The 19,578-nt window shown below is 39.3% G+C and carries 16 protein-coding genes; 11 read left to right on the top strand and 5 right to left on the bottom strand.

Translation table 11 applies throughout. The features are described from left to right. The first annotated feature begins 338 nt into the window (after nt 1-338). From AC27JL_RS07950 to AC27JL_RS07925, 6 genes are all read left to right on the top strand, one after another. A complete protein-coding gene (locus AC27JL_RS07950; RefSeq protein ID WP_487195312.1) occupies nt 339-1,592 on the top strand; it encodes an efflux RND transporter periplasmic adaptor subunit in 1,254 nt (417 codons plus the stop codon). Between the two features lie 36 nt (nt 1,593-1,628). Continuing rightward, entirely contained in the window at nt 1,629-2,339 is a 711-nt protein-coding gene (locus tag AC27JL_RS07945) for an ABC transporter ATP-binding protein (protein WP_006792414.1), read from the top strand. A gap of 3 nt (nt 2,340-2,342) precedes the next feature. Then, on the top strand, nt 2,343-3,656 hold the full coding sequence (locus AC27JL_RS07940) for an ABC transporter permease (RefSeq protein ID WP_487195311.1): 1,314 nt from the start codon (nt 2,343-2,345) through the stop codon (nt 3,654-3,656). Between the two features lie 11 nt (nt 3,657-3,667). After that, complete coding sequence (locus tag AC27JL_RS07935) at nt 3,668-4,876, top strand: ABC transporter permease (RefSeq protein WP_487195310.1); 1,209 nt, start codon at nt 3,668-3,670, stop codon at nt 4,874-4,876. An 85-nt stretch (nt 4,877-4,961) separates the two neighbouring features. Continuing rightward, nucleotides 4,962-6,293 carry a sigma-54-dependent transcriptional regulator gene (locus AC27JL_RS07930; RefSeq protein WP_487195308.1) on the top strand — a complete coding sequence of 444 codons (1,332 nt, stop codon included), beginning with the start codon at nt 4,962-4,964 and terminating at the stop codon, nt 6,291-6,293. Then, entirely contained in the window at nt 6,293-7,606 is a 1,314-nt protein-coding gene (locus AC27JL_RS07925) for a sensor histidine kinase (protein WP_487195307.1), read from the top strand. The genes AC27JL_RS07930 and AC27JL_RS07925 overlap by 1 nt, the downstream gene beginning before the upstream one ends. 90 nt (nt 7,607-7,696) lie before the next feature. Here the strand turns inward: AC27JL_RS07925 and AC27JL_RS07920 are convergent, their stop codons facing one another. Then, nucleotides 7,697-8,035, bottom strand: a complete 339-nt coding sequence (locus tag AC27JL_RS07920; RefSeq protein ID WP_006792409.1) for a Grx4 family monothiol glutaredoxin — start codon at nt 8,033-8,035, stop codon at nt 7,697-7,699. A 265-nt stretch (nt 8,036-8,300) separates the two neighbouring features. Here AC27JL_RS07920 and AC27JL_RS07915 point away from each other — a divergent pair, with 265 nt between their 5' ends. From AC27JL_RS07915 to AC27JL_RS07900, 4 genes are all read left to right on the top strand, one after another. After that, nucleotides 8,301-8,882 carry a superoxide dismutase gene (locus AC27JL_RS07915; protein WP_010557600.1) on the top strand — a complete coding sequence of 194 codons (582 nt, stop codon included), beginning with the start codon at nt 8,301-8,303 and terminating at the stop codon, nt 8,880-8,882. 208 nt (nt 8,883-9,090) lie between these two features. Beyond that, nucleotides 9,091-11,013: a PrkA family serine protein kinase gene (locus AC27JL_RS07910; protein ID WP_487195306.1), complete on the top strand. Its 1,923-nt coding sequence runs from the start codon at nt 9,091-9,093 to the stop codon at nt 11,011-11,013. A 30-nt stretch (nt 11,014-11,043) separates the two neighbouring features. Continuing rightward, nucleotides 11,044-12,327: a YeaH/YhbH family protein gene (locus AC27JL_RS07905; protein WP_487195305.1), complete on the top strand. Its 1,284-nt coding sequence runs from the start codon at nt 11,044-11,046 to the stop codon at nt 12,325-12,327. A gap of 17 nt (nt 12,328-12,344) precedes the next feature. Then, entirely contained in the window at nt 12,345-13,859 is a 1,515-nt protein-coding gene (locus AC27JL_RS07900) for a SpoVR family protein (RefSeq protein WP_487195303.1), read from the top strand. Nucleotides 13,860-13,905: 46 nt separating this feature from the next. Here the strand turns inward: AC27JL_RS07900 and AC27JL_RS07895 are convergent, their stop codons facing one another. Both AC27JL_RS07895 and AC27JL_RS07890 read right to left on the bottom strand, forming a co-directional pair. After that, a complete protein-coding gene (locus AC27JL_RS07895) occupies nt 13,906-14,877 on the bottom strand; it encodes a sensor domain-containing diguanylate cyclase (protein ID WP_006792404.1) in 972 nt (323 codons plus the stop codon). Between the two features lie 3 nt (nt 14,878-14,880). Further along, a complete protein-coding gene (locus tag AC27JL_RS07890; RefSeq protein WP_006792403.1) occupies nt 14,881-15,885 on the bottom strand; it encodes a response regulator in 1,005 nt (334 codons plus the stop codon). 229 nt (nt 15,886-16,114) lie between these two features. Here AC27JL_RS07890 and tpx point away from each other — a divergent pair, with 229 nt between their 5' ends. Beyond that, nucleotides 16,115-16,696: a thiol peroxidase gene (gene tpx, locus AC27JL_RS07885; protein WP_487195301.1), complete on the top strand. Its 582-nt coding sequence runs from the start codon at nt 16,115-16,117 to the stop codon at nt 16,694-16,696. 55 nt (nt 16,697-16,751) lie between these two features. Here tpx and adk read toward each other — a convergent pair whose 3' ends face one another. Beyond that, nucleotides 16,752-17,396 carry an adenylate kinase gene (adk, locus tag AC27JL_RS07880; RefSeq protein ID WP_006792401.1) on the bottom strand — a complete coding sequence of 215 codons (645 nt, stop codon included), beginning with the start codon at nt 17,394-17,396 and terminating at the stop codon, nt 16,752-16,754. A gap of 174 nt (nt 17,397-17,570) precedes the next feature. Continuing rightward, nucleotides 17,571-19,484, bottom strand: a complete 1,914-nt coding sequence (gene htpG, locus AC27JL_RS07875) for a molecular chaperone HtpG (RefSeq protein ID WP_006792400.1) — start codon at nt 19,482-19,484, stop codon at nt 17,571-17,573. Nucleotides 19,485-19,578: the final 94 nt, after the last annotated feature.

The following is a 19,578-nucleotide window of genomic DNA, read 5'->3' as shown; positions in this document are numbered from 1 at the left end:
TACACTTACACCTTGAGTTCACTGTAGAGCCGACGTTATTGGTTTTCTTATACCCGCAACGCAGTATTTACTCTTTATATATTGCTTTTTATGTGTCCGAAGCGGACACATAAAGTGTCCGCGGACATATTACTTTAAAAAAATAATTACTAAGTGATTTAATATCAACAAGTTAAATTCTGGCATGCTAATCGTATAGTGTAATTTAGTAATTATTATTTGGAAGAATTATGTTCACTTTAAGCTTATTTTTACTCTCGCCACTAGCCGCTATTTTTGCAGCACTACTTTATGTCATGTTTGAAAAAAATATAAATGCATTTAGTTAAGGTTGAATAATGATTAAAGATACCAGTGCTCAAGACATACAAGTTAAAACACCCGCAAACCATAAAAAACTTTTTCTTTTAATTATCGCTGTGTTGTTACTTATTATTGCTGCTACTTATGGAGTTATGTCAGGCTCGGATGCAACTAAATCATTTAGCCAAGAAAAGGTGCAAATAGCAAAAGTAGAAATTAAAACGCTTGTTCGCGATGTAGCCGCAAGTGGAAAAATTGTTGCCGCCAATGCACCACACATCTACAGCCCAGAGAGAGGCTTTGTAAGCTTGCACGTTAAAGCTGGCGATACAGTTACCAAAGGCGACGAGCTTGCTGTTCTTCATAGCCCTGAACTTACCAATGAATTAAAACAACAACAATCCGTATTACAACGCTTAGAGGGTGAACTTAAAAGGCAACACCTACAATCAAGAAGAGACACTTTAACCCTTACAAAAACACTCGATATGGCAAGTGTAGAATTAAACGCAGCACAAAGAGAAGATCGTCGCGCAAAACTATCAATTAAAAAGCATTTAATAAGCCAAATAGACCTTGAAAAAGCAATAGACGACTTATCACGTGCACAGCTTACCTATAAACACGCACAGCAAGAGGTAGCACTTGCTAAAGATACACTCGCCTTTGAATTGCAAGCAGCTAAAAGTGATGTAGAGCGTCAGCAGCTGATCGTTGATGAATTACATAGAAAAGTAAATGAGCTGTCAATTCGGGCCACAGTGACAGGCATTGTGGGTAATCTGCTTGTGCAACAAAAAGCAGCCGTCACGCAAAGTCAGCCTCTGATGACACTCGTTGATTTAAGTCATTTTGAAGCACAGTTGCAGGTGCCAGAAAGTTACGCAAACGAACTCGGATTAGGTATGGACGTAGAGCTTAAGCTAGGGAACGAAACAATAATGGGGGTGCTATCGGCTATATCACCCGAAGTTAATAATCGCGAAGTAACCACACGTGTTCGCTTTACAAGCAACAGCAATAACATTCGCCAAAATCAACGTTTAACCGCGCGTATTTTACTCGACAATCGCCAAAATGTGCTGCAGGTAAAGCGAGGCGCTTTTATGCAACAAGGCGGCATTGTTGCATATAAAATAGACGGTAATTTTGCCAGACGTATACCTATATCCGTAGGTGCCACCAGCATTAACGCGGTAGAAATTTTAAGCGGCTTAAATGAAAACGACGAAATAATAATTTCTAGCTACAACCAATTTAACCAAGCAGACACGCTTTTATTAAATTAGAAGCGCTCTCAACCAGCGCCAATTTAAGGAAAAACCATGTTACAAATGAAAAACATAAGTAAAGTATACCAAACTGAAATGGTTCAAACTCACGCATTAAGAGACTTTAATTTAAATGTAAATGAAGGCGAATTTATAGCTGTCACAGGCCCTAGCGGCTCTGGGAAAACTACCTTTTTAAATATTGCCGGAATGTTAGAGCCCTTTAGTGAAGGTGATTATATTTTAGATGGTGTAAATGTGGGTAGCCTAAACGACAACCAACGTGCCGATTGCCGAAATCAAAAAATTGGTTTTATCTTTCAAGGTTTTAATTTAATACCAGATTTAAACCTCTATGAAAATATTGAAGTACCTCTTCGTTATAGAGGTATTAAAGCAAAAGAACGTAAACGTAGAATAGAGCAATGTTTAGAACAAGTAGGCTTAGCCTCCCGCGCTAAGCATTTACCTCAACAACTTTCTGGCGGCCAGCAACAACGCGTCGCAATAGCCCGCGCACTTGCTGGCGAACCACGCTTTTTACTTGCCGATGAGCCCACCGGTAACTTAGACAGCCTAATGGCTCGCCAAGTGATGGAATTACTTGAGCAAATAAATCGCGATGGCGCCACTATTATAATGGTGACACATGACAGCGAATTAGCCCGCCGTGCACCGCGCAACATTCAAGTAGTTGATGGACAACTTGCTGACTTTACTTTGTACCAAGGTACACAGCCAATAAAAGTCGCACAAGGAGTATAATTCATGCTGGTTCATTATATTGATCTGAGTTGGCGTAGCTTTAAGCGCACACCACTCGTAAGCTTTTTAATGGTACTTGCCATAGCAATTGGTATAGGCATCACTATGACTAGTCTGAGTGTGTATCACATGATGTCGGCCGATCCAATCCCGCACAAGAGCAGTCAGCTTTTTAGTGTGCAATTACAGATAATGGATGATGGAAGCACATGGTGGACGTCAGATAACCAGCCTCTTCAACTAACTTATCAAGATGCTGCAAATCTTTATCAATCCCAAGTAGGTGCTCAACGTTTAAAAATGGTACGAAGTGGCTTTTCTGTTTACATAGACTCTGACAAAGTAAAACCGTTTAGTCAAAGTGCAAGACTTACCACTCCTGAATTTTTTAATATGTTTGACCTCGAATTTTTACATGGTAGCAAGTGGTCACAGCAACAAGAAGACAATGCAGCGCCCGTTGTTGTCATTAGCGAGAAGTTAAACAATAAGTTATTTGCTGGCAAAAATTCAGTGGGTCAGGTTATTTACCTTGACGATGCTAGTTACGAAGTGATTGGCGTTACAAAAAACTGGCCTCTAACCATCAAATATTACGACTTAAACAATGGTGCATTTAACCAACCCGAACAACTTTTTATGCCATTTAGCCTTCTTGAGGCAAAGCAACTTGGTAATTGGGGAAATACTAATGGTTGGAAGCATGAAGATGTTCGAAGTTTTACTGCCAAATTACAGTCAGAAATGGTTTGGATTCAATTCTGGGTTGAATTAACGACCGAGCAACAAAAAAATGATTACGAAAATTACTTATTAGCTTATATGCAAGAGCAGCAAAAGCTCGGTCGATTTAATCGTAAAGAGCTCGCTTTTGGGCTTCGAGATGTTAATCAATGGATGGCTTACAATAATGTGGTTAGTGAAGATAACAAAATTTTAGTGGCTCTAAGTTTTATGTTTTTGGCTGTGTGTTTGGCTAATATACTTGGCTTATTACTTGCCAAATTTTTACGTCGAGCGCCAGAGGTAGGTGTACGTCGTGCTCTTGGTGCTAATAAGCGACAAATTTTTATGCAGCATATCATTGAAGTCGCTATGTTAGGGCTTTTGGGCGGGCTACTTGGGATTGTATTTGCGCAGTTTGGTCTATTAGGTGTTCGTCAGAGCTACAGTTATTACGAAAGCTTAGCGACTATGGATTTAAGTATGTTACTAAGCGCCCCACTTATTGCAATCAGTACTTGTGTAATTGCCGGGCTTTATCCTGCTTGGCTGGTATGTAAAACCAACCCTGCCATTCATCTAAAAAGCCAATAAGGACGAACACAATGATATTAGAAATTAAACCTATTTTTCATGCGCTGTGTCGATCTAAGGTGGGTGCAATTTTGCTACTTATACAAATAGCAATTACCACTGCAATTGTTAGTAACGCAGCATTTATAATTCAAGACAGAGTAACCTACCTTAACCAAGAAACAGGCTACCCGGAAGACGAAATACTTGCTTTTCATGTTATGCATTTTGGTAAAGATGTTCAAAGCCATCAGCAATTTGAACTTGATGAAGCCATGCTTCGAGCTTTACCCGGCGTTAAAGACGCCATATATATTAACAACATACCGTTATCAGGAAGTGGCAGCTCATCTGACTTCAGTATTAACTCTGCACCAGAGCCAGGGCTTTCAGCAAGAACGGCTTACTTTTTTACGGATGACCATGCAATTAATACACTTGGCGTTGAGCTTGTTGCAGGACGAAATTTTACTCAAGATGAGATTGTTGTAACCAACGATAATGATCAACGAGCCAATGTGACAATTGTCACTCAAGCATTACTCAATGAGCTTTTTCCTGATGAAGAGGGCTTAGGAAAAACGATTTTTCTTGGTGATATTCCACTGAAAGTTGTTGGTGTAATTAAGCATGCAAAAGGGCCTTGGCTAAAAGACAGCCACCCAAATAATATCGCATTAATTCCTTACATTAATCCCAATATATCTGGCAACTTTTTAGTTCGCACTGCGTCCAACGAGCGTGCAGACATAGCTAAACAGATTGAAGACGCTATGCTTAAAAATTATAACAAGCGTGTGATTATTCGAATTCGTGGTTTAGATCAAGACAAAGCGCAGTATATGGCTGAAGACACATTGATGATGCGTATGCTCATTGTGCTCATCACTATCTTAGTTCTGGTTACAGCGGTGGGCATTTTTGGTTTAACGCTATTCAATATAAGTAAGCGCACCAAACAAATTGGAACCCGTCGCGCTTTGGGCGCTCGTAAATCTTCAATTATCAATTACTTTTTAGTTGAAAATGCATTGATTTGCATTGCTGGATTAGTTTTAGGCGTTATTGCTGCCCTCATACTTGGGCAATTGCTAATGCAACACTTTTCAATAGCTGCATTACCCTTAGGCTATGTCGCAGCAACTGCCGTTATGGTTTTTATCATGAGCCTTCTAGCTGTATTTGGCCCTGCTAAACGTGCTGCAAATATTTCGCCCAGTATCGCAACCCGAACCATATAGCGCTGCTCCCAACCTATGCTACACTGGCTAAACACGGTGTAGCATTTTCAATATTTAAATAATAATAAACAGCGATTAAATTCTCATGGAAAAAATACTTATCGTTGATGATAATCCGGCCGTTTTAGAGGCATTATCATTACTACTGGAAATACATCACTTTAATGTAGTTACCGCGTCAACGCCCTTTGAAGCCATTCAAATTGTGCAATACCAACGCATTGCTCTCGTTATTCAAGATATGAATTTTACCAGCGATACCACCTCAGGCGAAGAAGGTAAAACTTTGTTTTATGCGCTGCGTGAAGAGAACCCACTCCTCCCTATTATACTAATAACCGCTTGGACTGAATTGTCAACGGCTATTGAACTCGTTAAAGCAGGTGCAGCCGATTACCTTCCAAAACCATGGGACGACCATAAGCTTCTTACGTGTATTACTAACTTAATAGAGCTAGGGCGCACTAAGCAACTTGTGGCCACGCACAACCGCCAGCAAAAAGAGCGAGATGATAAATATAACACTGCTAACTTAGCAGGCCTTATTTTTAAAAGTACCGCAATGGAGCGATTGGTCACAATGGCATTGCAAGTGGCTAAATCTGATATTTCTGCACTCATAACAGGTCCTAATGGCAGTGGTAAAGAGTGTATTGCCACTATTATTCAAAAAAACTCTTCACTAATAAATCAGCCTTTCATAAAGGTCAATGCAGGCGCCCTTCCCCAAGAGCTTTTGGAAGCTGAATTGTTTGGTGCTGAAGCAGGTGCTTACACTGGTATAAGCAAGCAACGTATAGGTCGTTTTGAGGCAGCCGATGGTGGAACATTATTTTTAGATGAAATTGGCAACTTGCCACTTTCTGGGCAAATGAAGTTGCTAAGAGTGTTACAAACAGGTGAATTTGAACGGTTAGGGTCCACACAAACGCGCAAAGTAACTGTACGTGTTATATCAGCCACCAACGAAAATTTATTACAAGCAATAACCGAAGGGCGTTTTAGAGAAGATTTGTACTATCGCCTTAACGTTATTGAGTTAAACGTACCTGCGCTTTGTGAGCGCGTTGATGATATTGCGCCACTCATTAATCACTTTTTACCACATAGAGAGCTAAGTATTGATGCAGAGCAAGCCCTTAATCGATACCAATGGCCAGGTAATGTAAGAGAACTTGAAAACGCCTGTAAACGTGTTGGTGTAATAAAGCCTAACGGTTTGCTTAGTGCAGAAGATTTTGGCCTAACCCCGTCGTCGCCAATAAAAAATAACGACGTAAAAAAAGAACCTACAAAATTCGAAATTGAACAATCAATACGCGCTAATCAGGGGGTTATAGCCAAAGTAGCACGAGAGTTTGGTTTAAGCCGTCAAGCACTCTATAGGCGCTTACAAAAAATGGGTATTGATTACTAATGTTTAATTTTATTAGTGGCTTATCGTTAACTCAAAAAATAATGGCTATATGTGTTTTATGCAGCGTTTTACCTGTTGTTAGCATTACAATAATTGCACAACATCCGCTGTATTACTCTGTGTTATTGGTCATAGCAGCTATGCTAATAAGCCTCTTGCTAGCTAGAGCCTTAACAAAACCTATTAAGCTAGGGTTGCAATCGCTAGAAACCGGCTTACTTAATTTTAAAGATGGTGAGCTTTCTAGTTTATTAGCCTACAAAAATAACGATGAGCTAGGAAAGCTATGTCTGCTTTATAATCAAACGGCAAAACAACTTCGTCAAGAAAAACAGTGGATTTATCAACGAGAGTTAATGTTAGATAAAGTATTACAAAGCTCTCCACAAGCACTTTTACTTGTTAACGATAACAAAACTGTTGTATTTAGTAACTTAGTCAGCCGCACTTTATTTAATAGCACAACACAACTAGAAGGCACGCAACTTCACGAATTATTGTCTGATGCACCTATTCAGCTTACTAATGCTATTGAGCAAGGCGTGGATGGCTTGTTTAATATTGAAATAGATAGTCACGATTCTCAAACTTGGCATTTATCGACTGGCGAGTTTTTGCTTAACAATCAAAAACATAACTTATACATATTTAAACAACTTACCCGTGAACTCAGCCGCCAAGAAGTAGCAGTATGGAAAAAAGTTATTCGAATAATAAGCCACGAGCTTAATAACTCTCTTGGCCCTATGTCATCAATGCTGCACAGCGCTCAGCTTTTAGCTAGCCGCGTAGATGAACCTCGTCTTGCACGAGTGTTTTCAACAATCGATGAAAGAATAAGCCACTTGACTGAGTTTGTTCAAGGCTATGGCAAATTTGCGAAGCTCCCTACACCACAAAAATCAGCGATAAATTGGCAAAACACATTACGTGATCTGAATAGCCAATGGCAGTTTAGCTACACAGTAAGCAGCACCCAAAGCATATTACATGCAGATCAGGCACAACTTGAGCAATTATTTATCAACTTACTCAAAAATGCACACGAGTCAGGCTCAAATCCGTCTAAAATAAACATAGATGTAACGTTTTTTAATAATACTTGCATCGTAGATGTAAGCGATGGCGGAAAAGGCATGAGTGAGCAGGTAATGGCTAATGCCCTTGTGCCTTTTTATTCTACAAAAAGTACAGGAAGTGGTTTGGGGTTAGCTTTGTGCAGAGAGATTGCTGAAGCACATAAAGGACAAATAAGCTTACATAATAAATTAAGTGGTGGTCTAAACGTGCAAGTTACCCTGCCGTGCAGATAAGTGATGTTGTAAAAATACTAAAAACAATAAAGCCACTTAACGTGGCTTTTATTATCACAGCACTATAAAAATAGCGCTCACAAAATAAGATTACTCAGCGTCAGCTTCTTTGTACTTAGCCGCTGTTTCTGTGATTAACGGTTGTAATTCACCACGTTGGAACATTTCGATGATGATATCACAACCACCAATTAGCTCACCCTCAACCCAAAGTTGTGGGAATGTAGGCCAATTTGCGTAAGCAGGAAGCTCAGCACGAATGTCTGGGTTTAGTAAAATATCAACGTATGCAAACGGTTCGCCACACGACATAAGTGCTTGTGAAGCTTGTGAAGAAAAACCACAGTTTGGTAACTTAGGTGACCCTTTCATGAAAAGGATAATTGGGTTTTCTGAAATTTGCTGTTTAATTTTATCAATGGTTTCCATCTACAACCTCAAAGTAACGATAGCTAAATATACTTAGGTCTTGAAAATAACTCATCGTGACCATAAATATATAACTTAAAATGGGCAAATAAAGCCACAATTGAAATAGTCTTTCGCAATAGCATTGCTGTTTGCTTAAACTTGAGTAAAATACTCAACAATTATAGTAACACTATATTCCCACTTGGTATAGGTAAGTGGTCTGTTTCAACAGGCATTACGTATTACCAAATGGACTATCAACTAAAAAAGATGGAGATAAAAAATGGCATTTGAACTACCGTCACTACCATATGCAATCGACGCACTTGAGCCACATATTTCAAAAGAAACATTAGAGTTTCACCACGGTAAGCACCACAACACTTATGTTGTTAAGCTTAACGGTTTGATCCCTGGTACAGAGTTTGAAAACAAATCTCTAGAAGAAATCGTATGTTCATCAGAAGGCGGTGTATTTAACAACGCAGCGCAAATCTGGAATCACACGTTTTACTGGAACAGCCTATCTCCAAATGGCGGCGGCGAGCCTACTGGCGCAATTGCAGATGCAATTAACGCTAAATGGGGTTCTTTTGATGCGTTTAAAGATGCATTAAACGACAAAGCAGTAAATAACTTCGGTTCAAGCTGGACTTGGTTAGTAAAACTTGCCGATGGCTCTTTAGACATCGTTAACACATCTAACGCTGCTACACCACTTACTGACGACGGCGTTACACCTGTTCTTACTGTAGATTTATGGGAACACGCATACTACATTGATTACCGTAACGTGCGTCCAGATTACCTTAAAGGTTTTTGGTCACTTGTTAACTGGGAATTTGCAAACGCAAACTTCGCTTAATTAGCACTTACCGCTAATTTAAAAAAGACGCTAAAGCGTCTTTTTTTATGCCTATTATTTATACTTTTAAACTCTGTCATTTGACAAAATAGTCTTCTTCAACATGATCTTTTTTCACTTAAATTTTTAATTTTATTCCACAAACATATACTTTCGCGACTAGACTTTAAAATGTAAGCACCTTTTACAGCGGGTTTCGGAGGTTATTATGACGATTTTTGAGCATTACCAAGCACGTTACGAAGCGGCACAAGAAGAAGAGTACAGTATCGTCGAGTTTCTTGAGATATGTAAAACCGATAAATCTGCCTACGCGAGTGCACCAGAACGCCTTTTAATGGCCATAGGTGAACCCACAATGGTTGATACCGCAACGGACGCACGCCTCAGTCGGTTATTTTCAAATAGAGTAGTTGCACGCTACCCTGCCTTTACCGATTTTTATGGTATGGAGGATGCCATTGAACAAATTGTTTCTTATTTAAAACACGCCGCTCAGGGGCTTGAAGAGTGTAAACAAGTTCTCTACCTATTAGGTCCAGTCGGCGGTGGCAAATCATCTATTGCTGAAAAACTAAAGTACCTCATGCAACAAGTACCCATCTATTCAATTAAAGGGTCGCCGGTAAACGATCATCCATTATCTCTGTTTGATCCCATTGAAGACGCTAATGTGCTAGAGCAAGAGTACGGTATTAAGCCACGTTATTTAAAAACAATTATGTCACCGTGGGCAGGCAAACGGCTGAAAGAGTTTAATGGCGATATAAGTAAGTTTAGAGTGGTAAAACGTTACCCATCTATTCTGAATCAAATAGGCATCGCTAAAACAGAGCCAGGCGATGAAAACAACCAAGATATATCCGCATTAGTAGGCAAAGTAGATATACGTCAGCTTGAACATTTTGCGCAAAATGACCCCGATGCTTATGCTTATTCAGGATCACTTTGCATGGCAAATCAAGGCTTGATGGAATTTGTAGAGATGTTTAAAGCCCCTATCAAAGTACTCCATCCACTACTAACGGCCACGCAAGAAGGTAATTACAATGGAACTGAAGGTATTAGCGCTCTTCCCTTTAATGGCATGATCCTCGCTCATTCAAACGAATCTGAATGGCAAACCTTTAAAAATAACAAAAATAATGAAGCCTTTTTAGACCGTGTATACATAGTCAAGGTACCTTATTGTTTGCGTGTCACTGAAGAAATTAAAATTTACGACAAACTTCTTCAGCATAGTGAACTTCATAGCGCCCCTTGCGCGCCCGGCACCCTCAAAGCTTTGGCACAATTTACAACTCTTTCACGATTAAAAGAGCCTGAAAACTCAAGCCTATATTCTAAAATGCGAGTGTACGATGGTGAAACACTCAAAGACACTGATCCAAAAGCAAAGTCGTATCAAGAGTATCGCGATTACGCAGGGGTGGATGAAGGCATGACGGGCCTTTCTACTCGCTTTGCATTTAAAATTTTATCTCGGGTGTTTAATTTTGATAACACAGAAGTGGCCGCGAACCCTGTTCACTTATTTTATGTACTTGAACAACAAATAGAGCGTGAACAATTCAGCAGCGATGTTGAAGAACGCTACTTGAGCTTTTTAAAAGGCTATTTAATCCCTCAGTATGTTGAATTTATTGGTAAGGAACTTCAAACTGCGTATTTAGAATCATACTCAGAATATGGGCAAAACATATTTGATCGCTATGTTATTTATGCCGATTTTTGGATTCAAGATCAAGAATATCGTGACCCTGATACAGGCCAATTATTTGACCGAGCTGCGCTGAATGCAGAGCTTGAGAAAATTGAAAAACCAGCCGGCATTTCTAATCCTAAAGATTTTCGAAACGAAATTGTCAATTTTGTACTACGCGCACGGGCTCATAACAATGGCAAAAACCCGCTGTGGACGAGTTATGAAAAATTACGCACTGTCATTGAGAAAAAAATGTTTTCAAACACAGAAGATCTGTTGCCTGTTATTTCGTTTAATACTAAAACCTCAGCTGAAGATCAGCAAAAACACGAAGACTTTGTTAATCGCATGGTCGAGAAAGGCTATACACAAAAGCAAGTCAGATTGTTATCTGAGTGGTACCTACGTGTTAGAAAATCACAATAACCTTCATGGTTGTGGTTTTAGGAGGTCATTATGGCGCATTTCATAGACAGACGTTTAAACGGTAAAAATAAAAGCACCGTAAATCGTCAACGCTTCATTAGGCGTTATAAAAAACAGATAAAAGAAGCGGTGTCAGATGCAATAAATAAACGCAGTGTAACCGACTCTACATCGGGGGAAAGTATATCTATTCCGCAACGTGATATCAGCGAGCCTACCTTTCATCAAGGTAAAGGTGGGAATAAGAAACAAATACACCCGGGTAACGATCAGTTTGCAACAGGTGATAAAATAGAGCGACCAAAAGGTGGTCAAGGTGATGGTTCTGGACAAGGTGAGGCAAGCGACTCTGGCGAAGGGCAAGATGAATTTGTGTTCTCTATCTCAAAAGATGAGTACCTCGATTTACTTTTTGAAGATTTAGAACTTCCTAATCTTCAAGAAAATCAACTTGATAAACTTGTACAAATGAAAACCCACCGAGCCGGTTTTTGCAGTGAAGGTATGCCAAGTAATATTGATATTGTTCGTTCGTTACAAGGATCACTTGCCCGACGTGTTGCGATGAGCGCTGGAAAAAAGCGCCGCTTAGCCGATTTAGAAGCTCAGCTAAAAATATTAATACAAGAACCTCATAGCGATAAAGCCGCTGTTGCACTTTTACAAAAAGAAATAAACCTACTCAAACAGCAAATTAAAGCTGTGCCATTTATTGATAACTACGACTTGCGTTTTAGAAATTACGAGAAGCGCCCCCACCCCACCAGCAAAGCGGTTATGTTTTGTATTATGGATGTGTCAGGCTCTATGGACCAAGCCACAAAAGATATGGCAAAACGGTTTTATATTTTACTATATCAATTTTTAACGCGCAGTTATAAAAACATTGAAGTGGTCTATATCCGTCATCATACGCAAGCGACTGAAGTAGACGAACAAACATTTTTTTACTCTCAAGAAACTGGGGGAACTATCGTATCGAGCGCACTTAAACTGATGGATAAAATAATTAAAGAGCGTTACAACGCAGACGAATGGAATGTATATGCAGCACAAGCATCTGACGGTGATAACTGGGCTGACGATACTCCTCATTGCGGACAAATATTACGTAATAGCATTTTAGATGCTGTTCGCTATTTTGCCTACATTGAAATCACAACACGTGCTCATCAAAGCCTATGGCGAGAATATTTAAATATTACGCAAACACATTCCAACTTTGCCATACAGCACATTCAAAGTGTTGAAGACATTTACCCTATATTTAGGGAGCTTTTTAAAAAAGGTCGGCAACAACAAGGGGCTGCATAACCAAGCGAGGTATTAATATGAATACTAAACGAATGAGTGACGGCCCTGACTGGACTTTTGCTTTGTTAACTGAGTATCAAACAGAAATAGCCCGCGTTGCAGACCTTTACCGGTTAGACATTTACCCTAATCAGATAGAGGTGATCACCGCCGAGCAAATGATGGATGCGTACTCAAGTGTTGGGATGCCTATTGGTTACAACCATTGGTCTTACGGGAAAAAATTCATTCAAACTGAGCAAAACTATAAACGCGGACAAATGGGCCTCGCGTATGAAATAGTGATTAATTCAGACCCCTGTATTGCATATTTAATGGAAGAAAATACGTTACCGATGCAAGCACTAGTTATGGCGCACGCATGTTATGGCCACAACTCTTTTTTTAAAGGTAATTATTTATTTAAAACATGGACCGATGCCAGCTCTATCATTGATTACCTGGTATTTTCTAAAAATTATATACGTCGCTGCGAAGAAAAATACGGTGTAACAGCAGTAGAAACCTTACTAGACTCATGCCACGCACTCATGAACTATGGCGTTGATCGTTATAAACGCCCGCAACAAATTTCGTTATTCGAAGAGCAAAAGCGCCAAGAAGAACGCGAGGCTTATTTGCAATCTCAAGTGAACGAATTATGGCGAACAATCCCCGAACATCACCAAGAAGCAAAAAAGAAAGAACGCCACTTTCCTCAAGATCCGCAAGAAAATATCTTGTATTTTATAGAAAAAAACGCACCACTTTTAGAACCTTGGCAACGTGAAGTTATTCGTATAGTGCGTAAAATATCACAATATTTTTACCCACAAAAACAAACACAAGTAATGAATGAAGGCTGGGCCACCTTTTGGCATTACACCATTTTAAATCACCTATATGATGAAGGTAAACTTACCGACTCATTTATGCTGGAATTTTTACAAAGCCATACAAATGTTGTTTATCAACCACCTTACAATAGTCAGTATTATTCTGGTATCAATCCATATGCTCTGGGATTCAATATGATGGTTGATATTAGACGACTATGCGAACACCCAACAGAAGAAGATAAAAAGTGGTTTCCTGAATATGCCGGAAGTAATTGGCTTGATACCCTTCATTTTGCTATGCAAAACTTTAAAGATGAAAGCTTTATAAGCCAGTTTTTATCCCCTAAATTAATTCGCGACTTTAAGCTTTTTACACTTATTGATAACGCAAGCGCTTCGCATTTAGAAATAGGCGCAATTCATAACGACAATGGATATAAAGCGGTAAGGGAAGCGCTTTCGGCTCAATATAACTTAAGTAATCATGAACCTAACATTCAAGTGTACGATGTTGATATCAGAGGGGATAGAGCGCTTACGCTTAGGTATGTGCCACACAATAATATACCTTTAGCAAATACACATGAGGAAGTACTTAAGCATCTTTATAGATTATGGGGGTTTAAAGTAAAACTTGAACAAGTAGATAATAATGAAAAAATAACGACTATCGGACAATGCCCTAAAGATGACTCTCGACATACAACCGAGTGATTAAACTCAGAGCTGCAGACTAAAAATAATTAATAAAAAATGACGCTTAAGCGTCATTTTTTATATCGGCATATGCAGTTACTTTATTTCGTCCATTCTTTTTAGATTGATACATAGCTTTATCTGCAGCTTCTATCCAGCGCTCATGGTCTTTAAACTCATTACTGAAACAGGCAAAACCAATACTCACTGTTACTTTCACTTCAAGTTGTTTATACATAACAGGACTTTGCTCAATTAATACCCTTAAGCGTTCAGCAAAAATTTCAGCCCCCTTTTCATCGGTATCTAATAAAGTAACTACAAACTCCTCACCACCGTACCTTCCTGCGATGTCCGTTTCGCGTAGTGTCGTTTTTAAAAGTTTTGACAAGTGGCGTAGTGCTTCATCACCACACGTGTGGCCATATTCATCATTTACGACTTTAAATCGATCGATATCAAACATCAGCAATGCACTAGAACCGCCATTGCGCTTAGTACGCAAAAACTCTTGCTTGAGCGTACTCTCCCAATGACCACGGTTATACAATTGAGTGAGGCTATCTGTTTGGCTTACTTGCTCTAGGCGGGCATTTAAATCCTCTAATTCTTTTTTATTTACCGCAATATCAGTTACATCATATAAGATAATACATATATGACTGACTTCTGCACGAATATTAGTTAAAGGTATAAAAGTTGCATTTTGATACATATACTCGGCTTTACCAGTGATAGGACGGTAATTTTTAAACCTAAATATATAAGGTTGCTGTTCCCATATTGTGAATGAGCGATTTTTTAAAACAAATACTGATTCAGATTTACTTCTAAACCATTTTTCGTCTATTGCAGGAAACAAATCAAATAAATCTTTATGCTTTACCGCACTTGGTAATAAGCCGGAATGGTTTTCCATGAACCCATTCCAAACACACACTCGGTAATCTCTATCAAGTACAACAAGACCCACATCAACGGTATTAAACATATCCATTAACCAATGGATCTCATTCATATCTAAATCAGCAGCCATAACTTAATCTTCTAATAGGTAAGCAACTTTGTATTTCAAAGTTTTAAGTGAGTCTTCGGTAAATAACAACATTAAATCACAGTTTATGTTGTGATTTTCAATGCCATAGCTAATTTCAATTGCAAGAGTGCGTTGCCAACGAGACTTGTTTGCTTTTACCAGTTCAGACACATCTCTATGCTGACCTAACACAATTGGGTGTCCTTGGCTGAATGACATGTCGAGCTGCTTAGAAAGACCCGTAAGAATTGCACCAATAAGGATATTACTAATATCCATTAGTAGCTCAAGCTCAACGTTATCGGTGAGTACACCGTCATAATTCATTAAAGACGCAATTTCTTTAAAACTAGAATCGTTGAGTAATAATAAAGCTTCGCCAGATACACCACCACCTATAAAGCCCTGGCACACACCAGAAGTAGACGCATTATTATCTATGGAGCGAAGTGCCATATCTAGCTCACTCACCTCGAGAATATTTACATTAGGGATTGGTAATTCGACAAATACATTGAGTAACCTTGCTAGTAAGTCACCAGCCTGCCCCATTGCGACATTCGTCAGTTCTTGGTAGATGTCTCGAACGTCAGGGTCAACTTGCTCACCTAATGCATGGGACAAGCGTTCACGCATAGCTTTGTCTTTAATTCCATGATGCTCTATTATTTCGGCAAGCTTTTCTGGTGAGCAGGGTTTTTGAATAAAATCGATAGCGCCTAAATCAAGCACTCGTTGGTGGGCATTAGGTTGTATGTCGCCAGATACCACAACAGTAAGCACATTTAAGCCTAACTCTTTCATTGCCATCAACACTTCATACCCGTCCATTTCAGGCATGTTTAAATCAAGGAATAGAATTTCTGGGTCAACCGCTTTTATTTGCTTTATGCAATCAACACCGTTAATTGCAAACTCAACCTTTATGTCCCAGTCTTCCGGCAATGAGCGAGCTAACTGGCGCCTCGCTAATTTGGAATCATCACATACTAATACTGATGTTGGCATACTATCTCTCTATTTTTAAACCAAGTATTAACATCACAAAATGATAGTGGCTTTTATTTTTATTATTTAAGATATTTTTTGTAACTATATGTTAATCAAAGTTTCAGCGGTTTACAATTTATAAATCTCATAACTAATTCTTAGCAAGCAAGAACGCATAATCGCTTGGTTACTCATACGCAGTATAATACACTGTCACTTATTGCGTTAATTTAAAAGGAAATACCTTATGTATCGTACGTTCGCGTTTGTACTGAGTGCATTTTGCTCCGTTGCTATGGCAGCCGATTACCAAGAAAACACGCTTGATGCAGGAAAAGTGTCAGTACAGGGCAAACCAATTACTTTAATGGGCGAAGGTGTCTCAGTAGGTGAAAGTGCGCCTGACTTTAAAGTAGTTGATGGAAACTTTACGCCTGTAACGCTCAAAAACTACAAAGGGCAAGCATTACTAATTAGCGTAGTACCAAGTTTAGATACCGGTGTGTGTAGTTTACAAACTAAACACTTTAACGAAAAAGTGGCGCTGCAATTTCCAAGTATTGAAATATTGACTATAAGCGCTGATTTACCGTTCGCCCAAAAACGATTTTGTAAAGCAGAAGGTATAGATAAAGTCATCACATTATCTGATTCAGTATGGCGTGATTTTGGCCAAAAATATGGTGTGATTATAAAAGATATGGGGCTTCTAACGCGCTCTATTTTTATACTCGATAAGAGCCACAAAGTGATTTATAAGCAATTAGTGAGTAACCTATCTACCGAGCCAGAATATGACAGCGTAATAGAAAAGCTTAAAACCTTATAGGTCTTTCTGTAAAACAAAAAAACCGCCAGCAGGCGGTTTTTTTGTGCGCTTTAAATTAACCTAAAAGCTCACCTAACTGTGCACTTACAACTTCTACGGCTTGTGTACCGTCAAGTTTATGGTACTGCGTGTTGCCTGCAGCTGCTTCAGCTTGGTAGTAATCAACCAACGGCATAGTTTGCTCGTGGTAAATACCTAGACGTTTACGCACAGTCTCTTCTGTGTCGTCAGCGCGCACAATTAACTCTTCACCTGTTTCATCGTCTTTACCTTCCACTTTTGGTGGATTGTAAACAACATGGTAAACACGACCCGAGCCAGGATGAACACGACGTCCGCCCATACGCTCTACAATTACTTCATCAGCAACATCAAATTCAATAACGTGATCAACTACTACGCCATTTTCTTTCATTGCATCTGCTTGTGGAATGGTACGTGGAAAGCCATCTAGTAAAAAACCTTTTTCGCAATCTGCTTTAGCAATACGCTCTTTAACTAAACCAATAATGATATCGTCAGAAATTAGCTGACCTGCGTCCATTACTTTTTTTGCTTCTAAGCCAAGTGGAGTGCCTTCTTTAATTGCAGCACGTAACATATCGCCAGTCGAAATTTGTGGAATACCGTACTTGTCCATTAAAAACTGAGCTTGAGTACCTTTACCTGCACCCGGCGCGCCCAAAAGAATAATGCGCATATCATTGTCCCCTAGTATGAGAGTTTATTTTTAAAGCCTGAATTCTTCCATAAGCGCCGCTGATACTCAAGCAACTTATACTAATTGCCTAGTTTATAGCGCATAAAAAAAGGAAGCCTCGGCTTCCTTTTTTAATATGTACAATATTTGTACTTTTAATAAGTTAATATAAATTTATTTGCTTAGCTCTAACATTAATTTATTTAGGCGTGTAACAAACCCTGTTGGGTCTTTTAATGTTCCGCGCTCTGCAAGTAATGCTTGGTCTAATAGGACATGTGACCATTGTGCAAATTTATCTTCATCTTGTTCGTCATTTAAATGTTTCACAAGTTGATGCTCTGGGTTTAGCTCAAACACAGGCTTAGCCTCTGGCGCCGCTTGACCAACAGACTCCATTAGCTTTTGCATTTGCGAACTCATGTCGTTGTCATCACTTACAACACATGCTGGAGAGTCAGTTAAACGGTGTGTGAAACGCACTTCTTTAACATCATCTCCTAAGGCTGTTTTAATGCGTTCTACTAAGCCGGCCATCTCTTTTTCAGACTCTTCTTGCGCTTTCTTTGTCTCTTCATCATCAAGCTTGCCTAGGTCTAAGTCACCACGTGTGATTGACTGAAGTGGCTTATCTGCAAACTCAGTTAGGTGGCTCATCATCCACTCGTCAACACGGTCGCTTAGTAATAATACCTCAATGCCTTTTTTGCGGAAAATCTCTAAATGCGGCGAGTTTTTAGCAGCGGTAAAGGTATCGGCTACCACGTAATATATTTTATCTTGCCCTTCGTTCATGCGCTCAACATATTGCTCAAGCGACACATCTTGCGTCTGTGAATCTGTATGAGTAGAAGAAAAACGAAGTAACTTGCAAATCGCTTCTTTATTTGCAGCGTCTTCCGCTGGGCCTTCTTTCATTACTTGGCCAAATTCATTCCAAAACACTTGGTAATCGTCAGCTTTGTTTTTAGCCATACGCTCAAGCATTTTAATGATACGCGAGGTACACCCTTTACGAATCGCTTGGGTTACTTTGTTATCTTGTAAAATTTCACGCGATACATTTAATGGTAAATCGTTTGAATCTAATAAACCCTTAACAAAACGTAAGTAGCTTGGCATAAACTGCTCAGCATCATCCATTACAAACACACGTTGAACGTATAGTTTTAAACCACTTTGACGCTCACGATTCCATAAATCGAAAGGGGCTTTTTTAGGGATATACAAAAGGCTAGTGTACTCAGTTTTACCTTCAACTTTATTATGTGCCCAGCTTAGCGGATCTTCCCAGTCATGGCTCACATGCTTGTAAAACTCTTTGTATTCTTCATCAGAAAGCTCTGATTTATCACGCGTCCACAATGCCGTGGCGCGGTTAATGCTTTCCCACTCACCCGGTACTGCTGGAATCTTTTCGCCATCTTCGCCTTCAGATTCTGGTACTTCTGCTTTGTACATTTGTACAGGCGTAGAAATATGATCTGAGTATTTAGTCACAATGCTACGTAAACGGAATTCGTCTGCAAATTCTTTTTCGTCTTCGCGAAGGTGTAAAGTAATTTCGGTACCACGGCCTTCTTTTTCAATTTCTTGCAGCGTGTACTCGCCTTCACCTTTAGACTCCCACTCATAAGCAGTTGTTTCACCCGCTTTACGTGTGCGAACAGTCACTAAATCAGCAACAATAAATGCAGAGTAAAAACCAACACCAAACTGACCAATAAGTTGTGAATCTTTGCTCTGATCGCCCGTTAAGTTTTTGAAAAACTCAGCCGTGCCCGATTTTGCAATAGTGCCTAAAGAGTTAATCACTTCTTCACGCGTCATACCGATGCCGTTATCTGAAATAGTAACGGTATTGGCCTCTTTATCTGCGCTGATACGAACGCGAAGGTCTGCATCACCTTGGTAAAGATCACCATTTGAAAGCGCTAAAAAACGTAGCTTGTCGGCTGCATCTGATGCGTTTGATACAAGCTCACGTAAAAAAATCTCTTTGTTTGAATAAAGAGAATGAATCATTAAGTTTAATAGTTGTTTTACTTCTGTTTGAAAGCCTAATGTTTCTTTTTGTGCTGCAGTCATTTATATATCTCCAATTAGCAAAGTGTCTGCGTTATGCACTTAATATGGGGGGAGCTAATAGAACTTCAAGGGAAAAAATTAAAAAATGTAATGT

The organism is Pseudoalteromonas sp. 4NS20-0020 (genome assembly GCF_057554385.1).
This window is presented reverse-complemented; position numbering and strand designations above follow the sequence as displayed.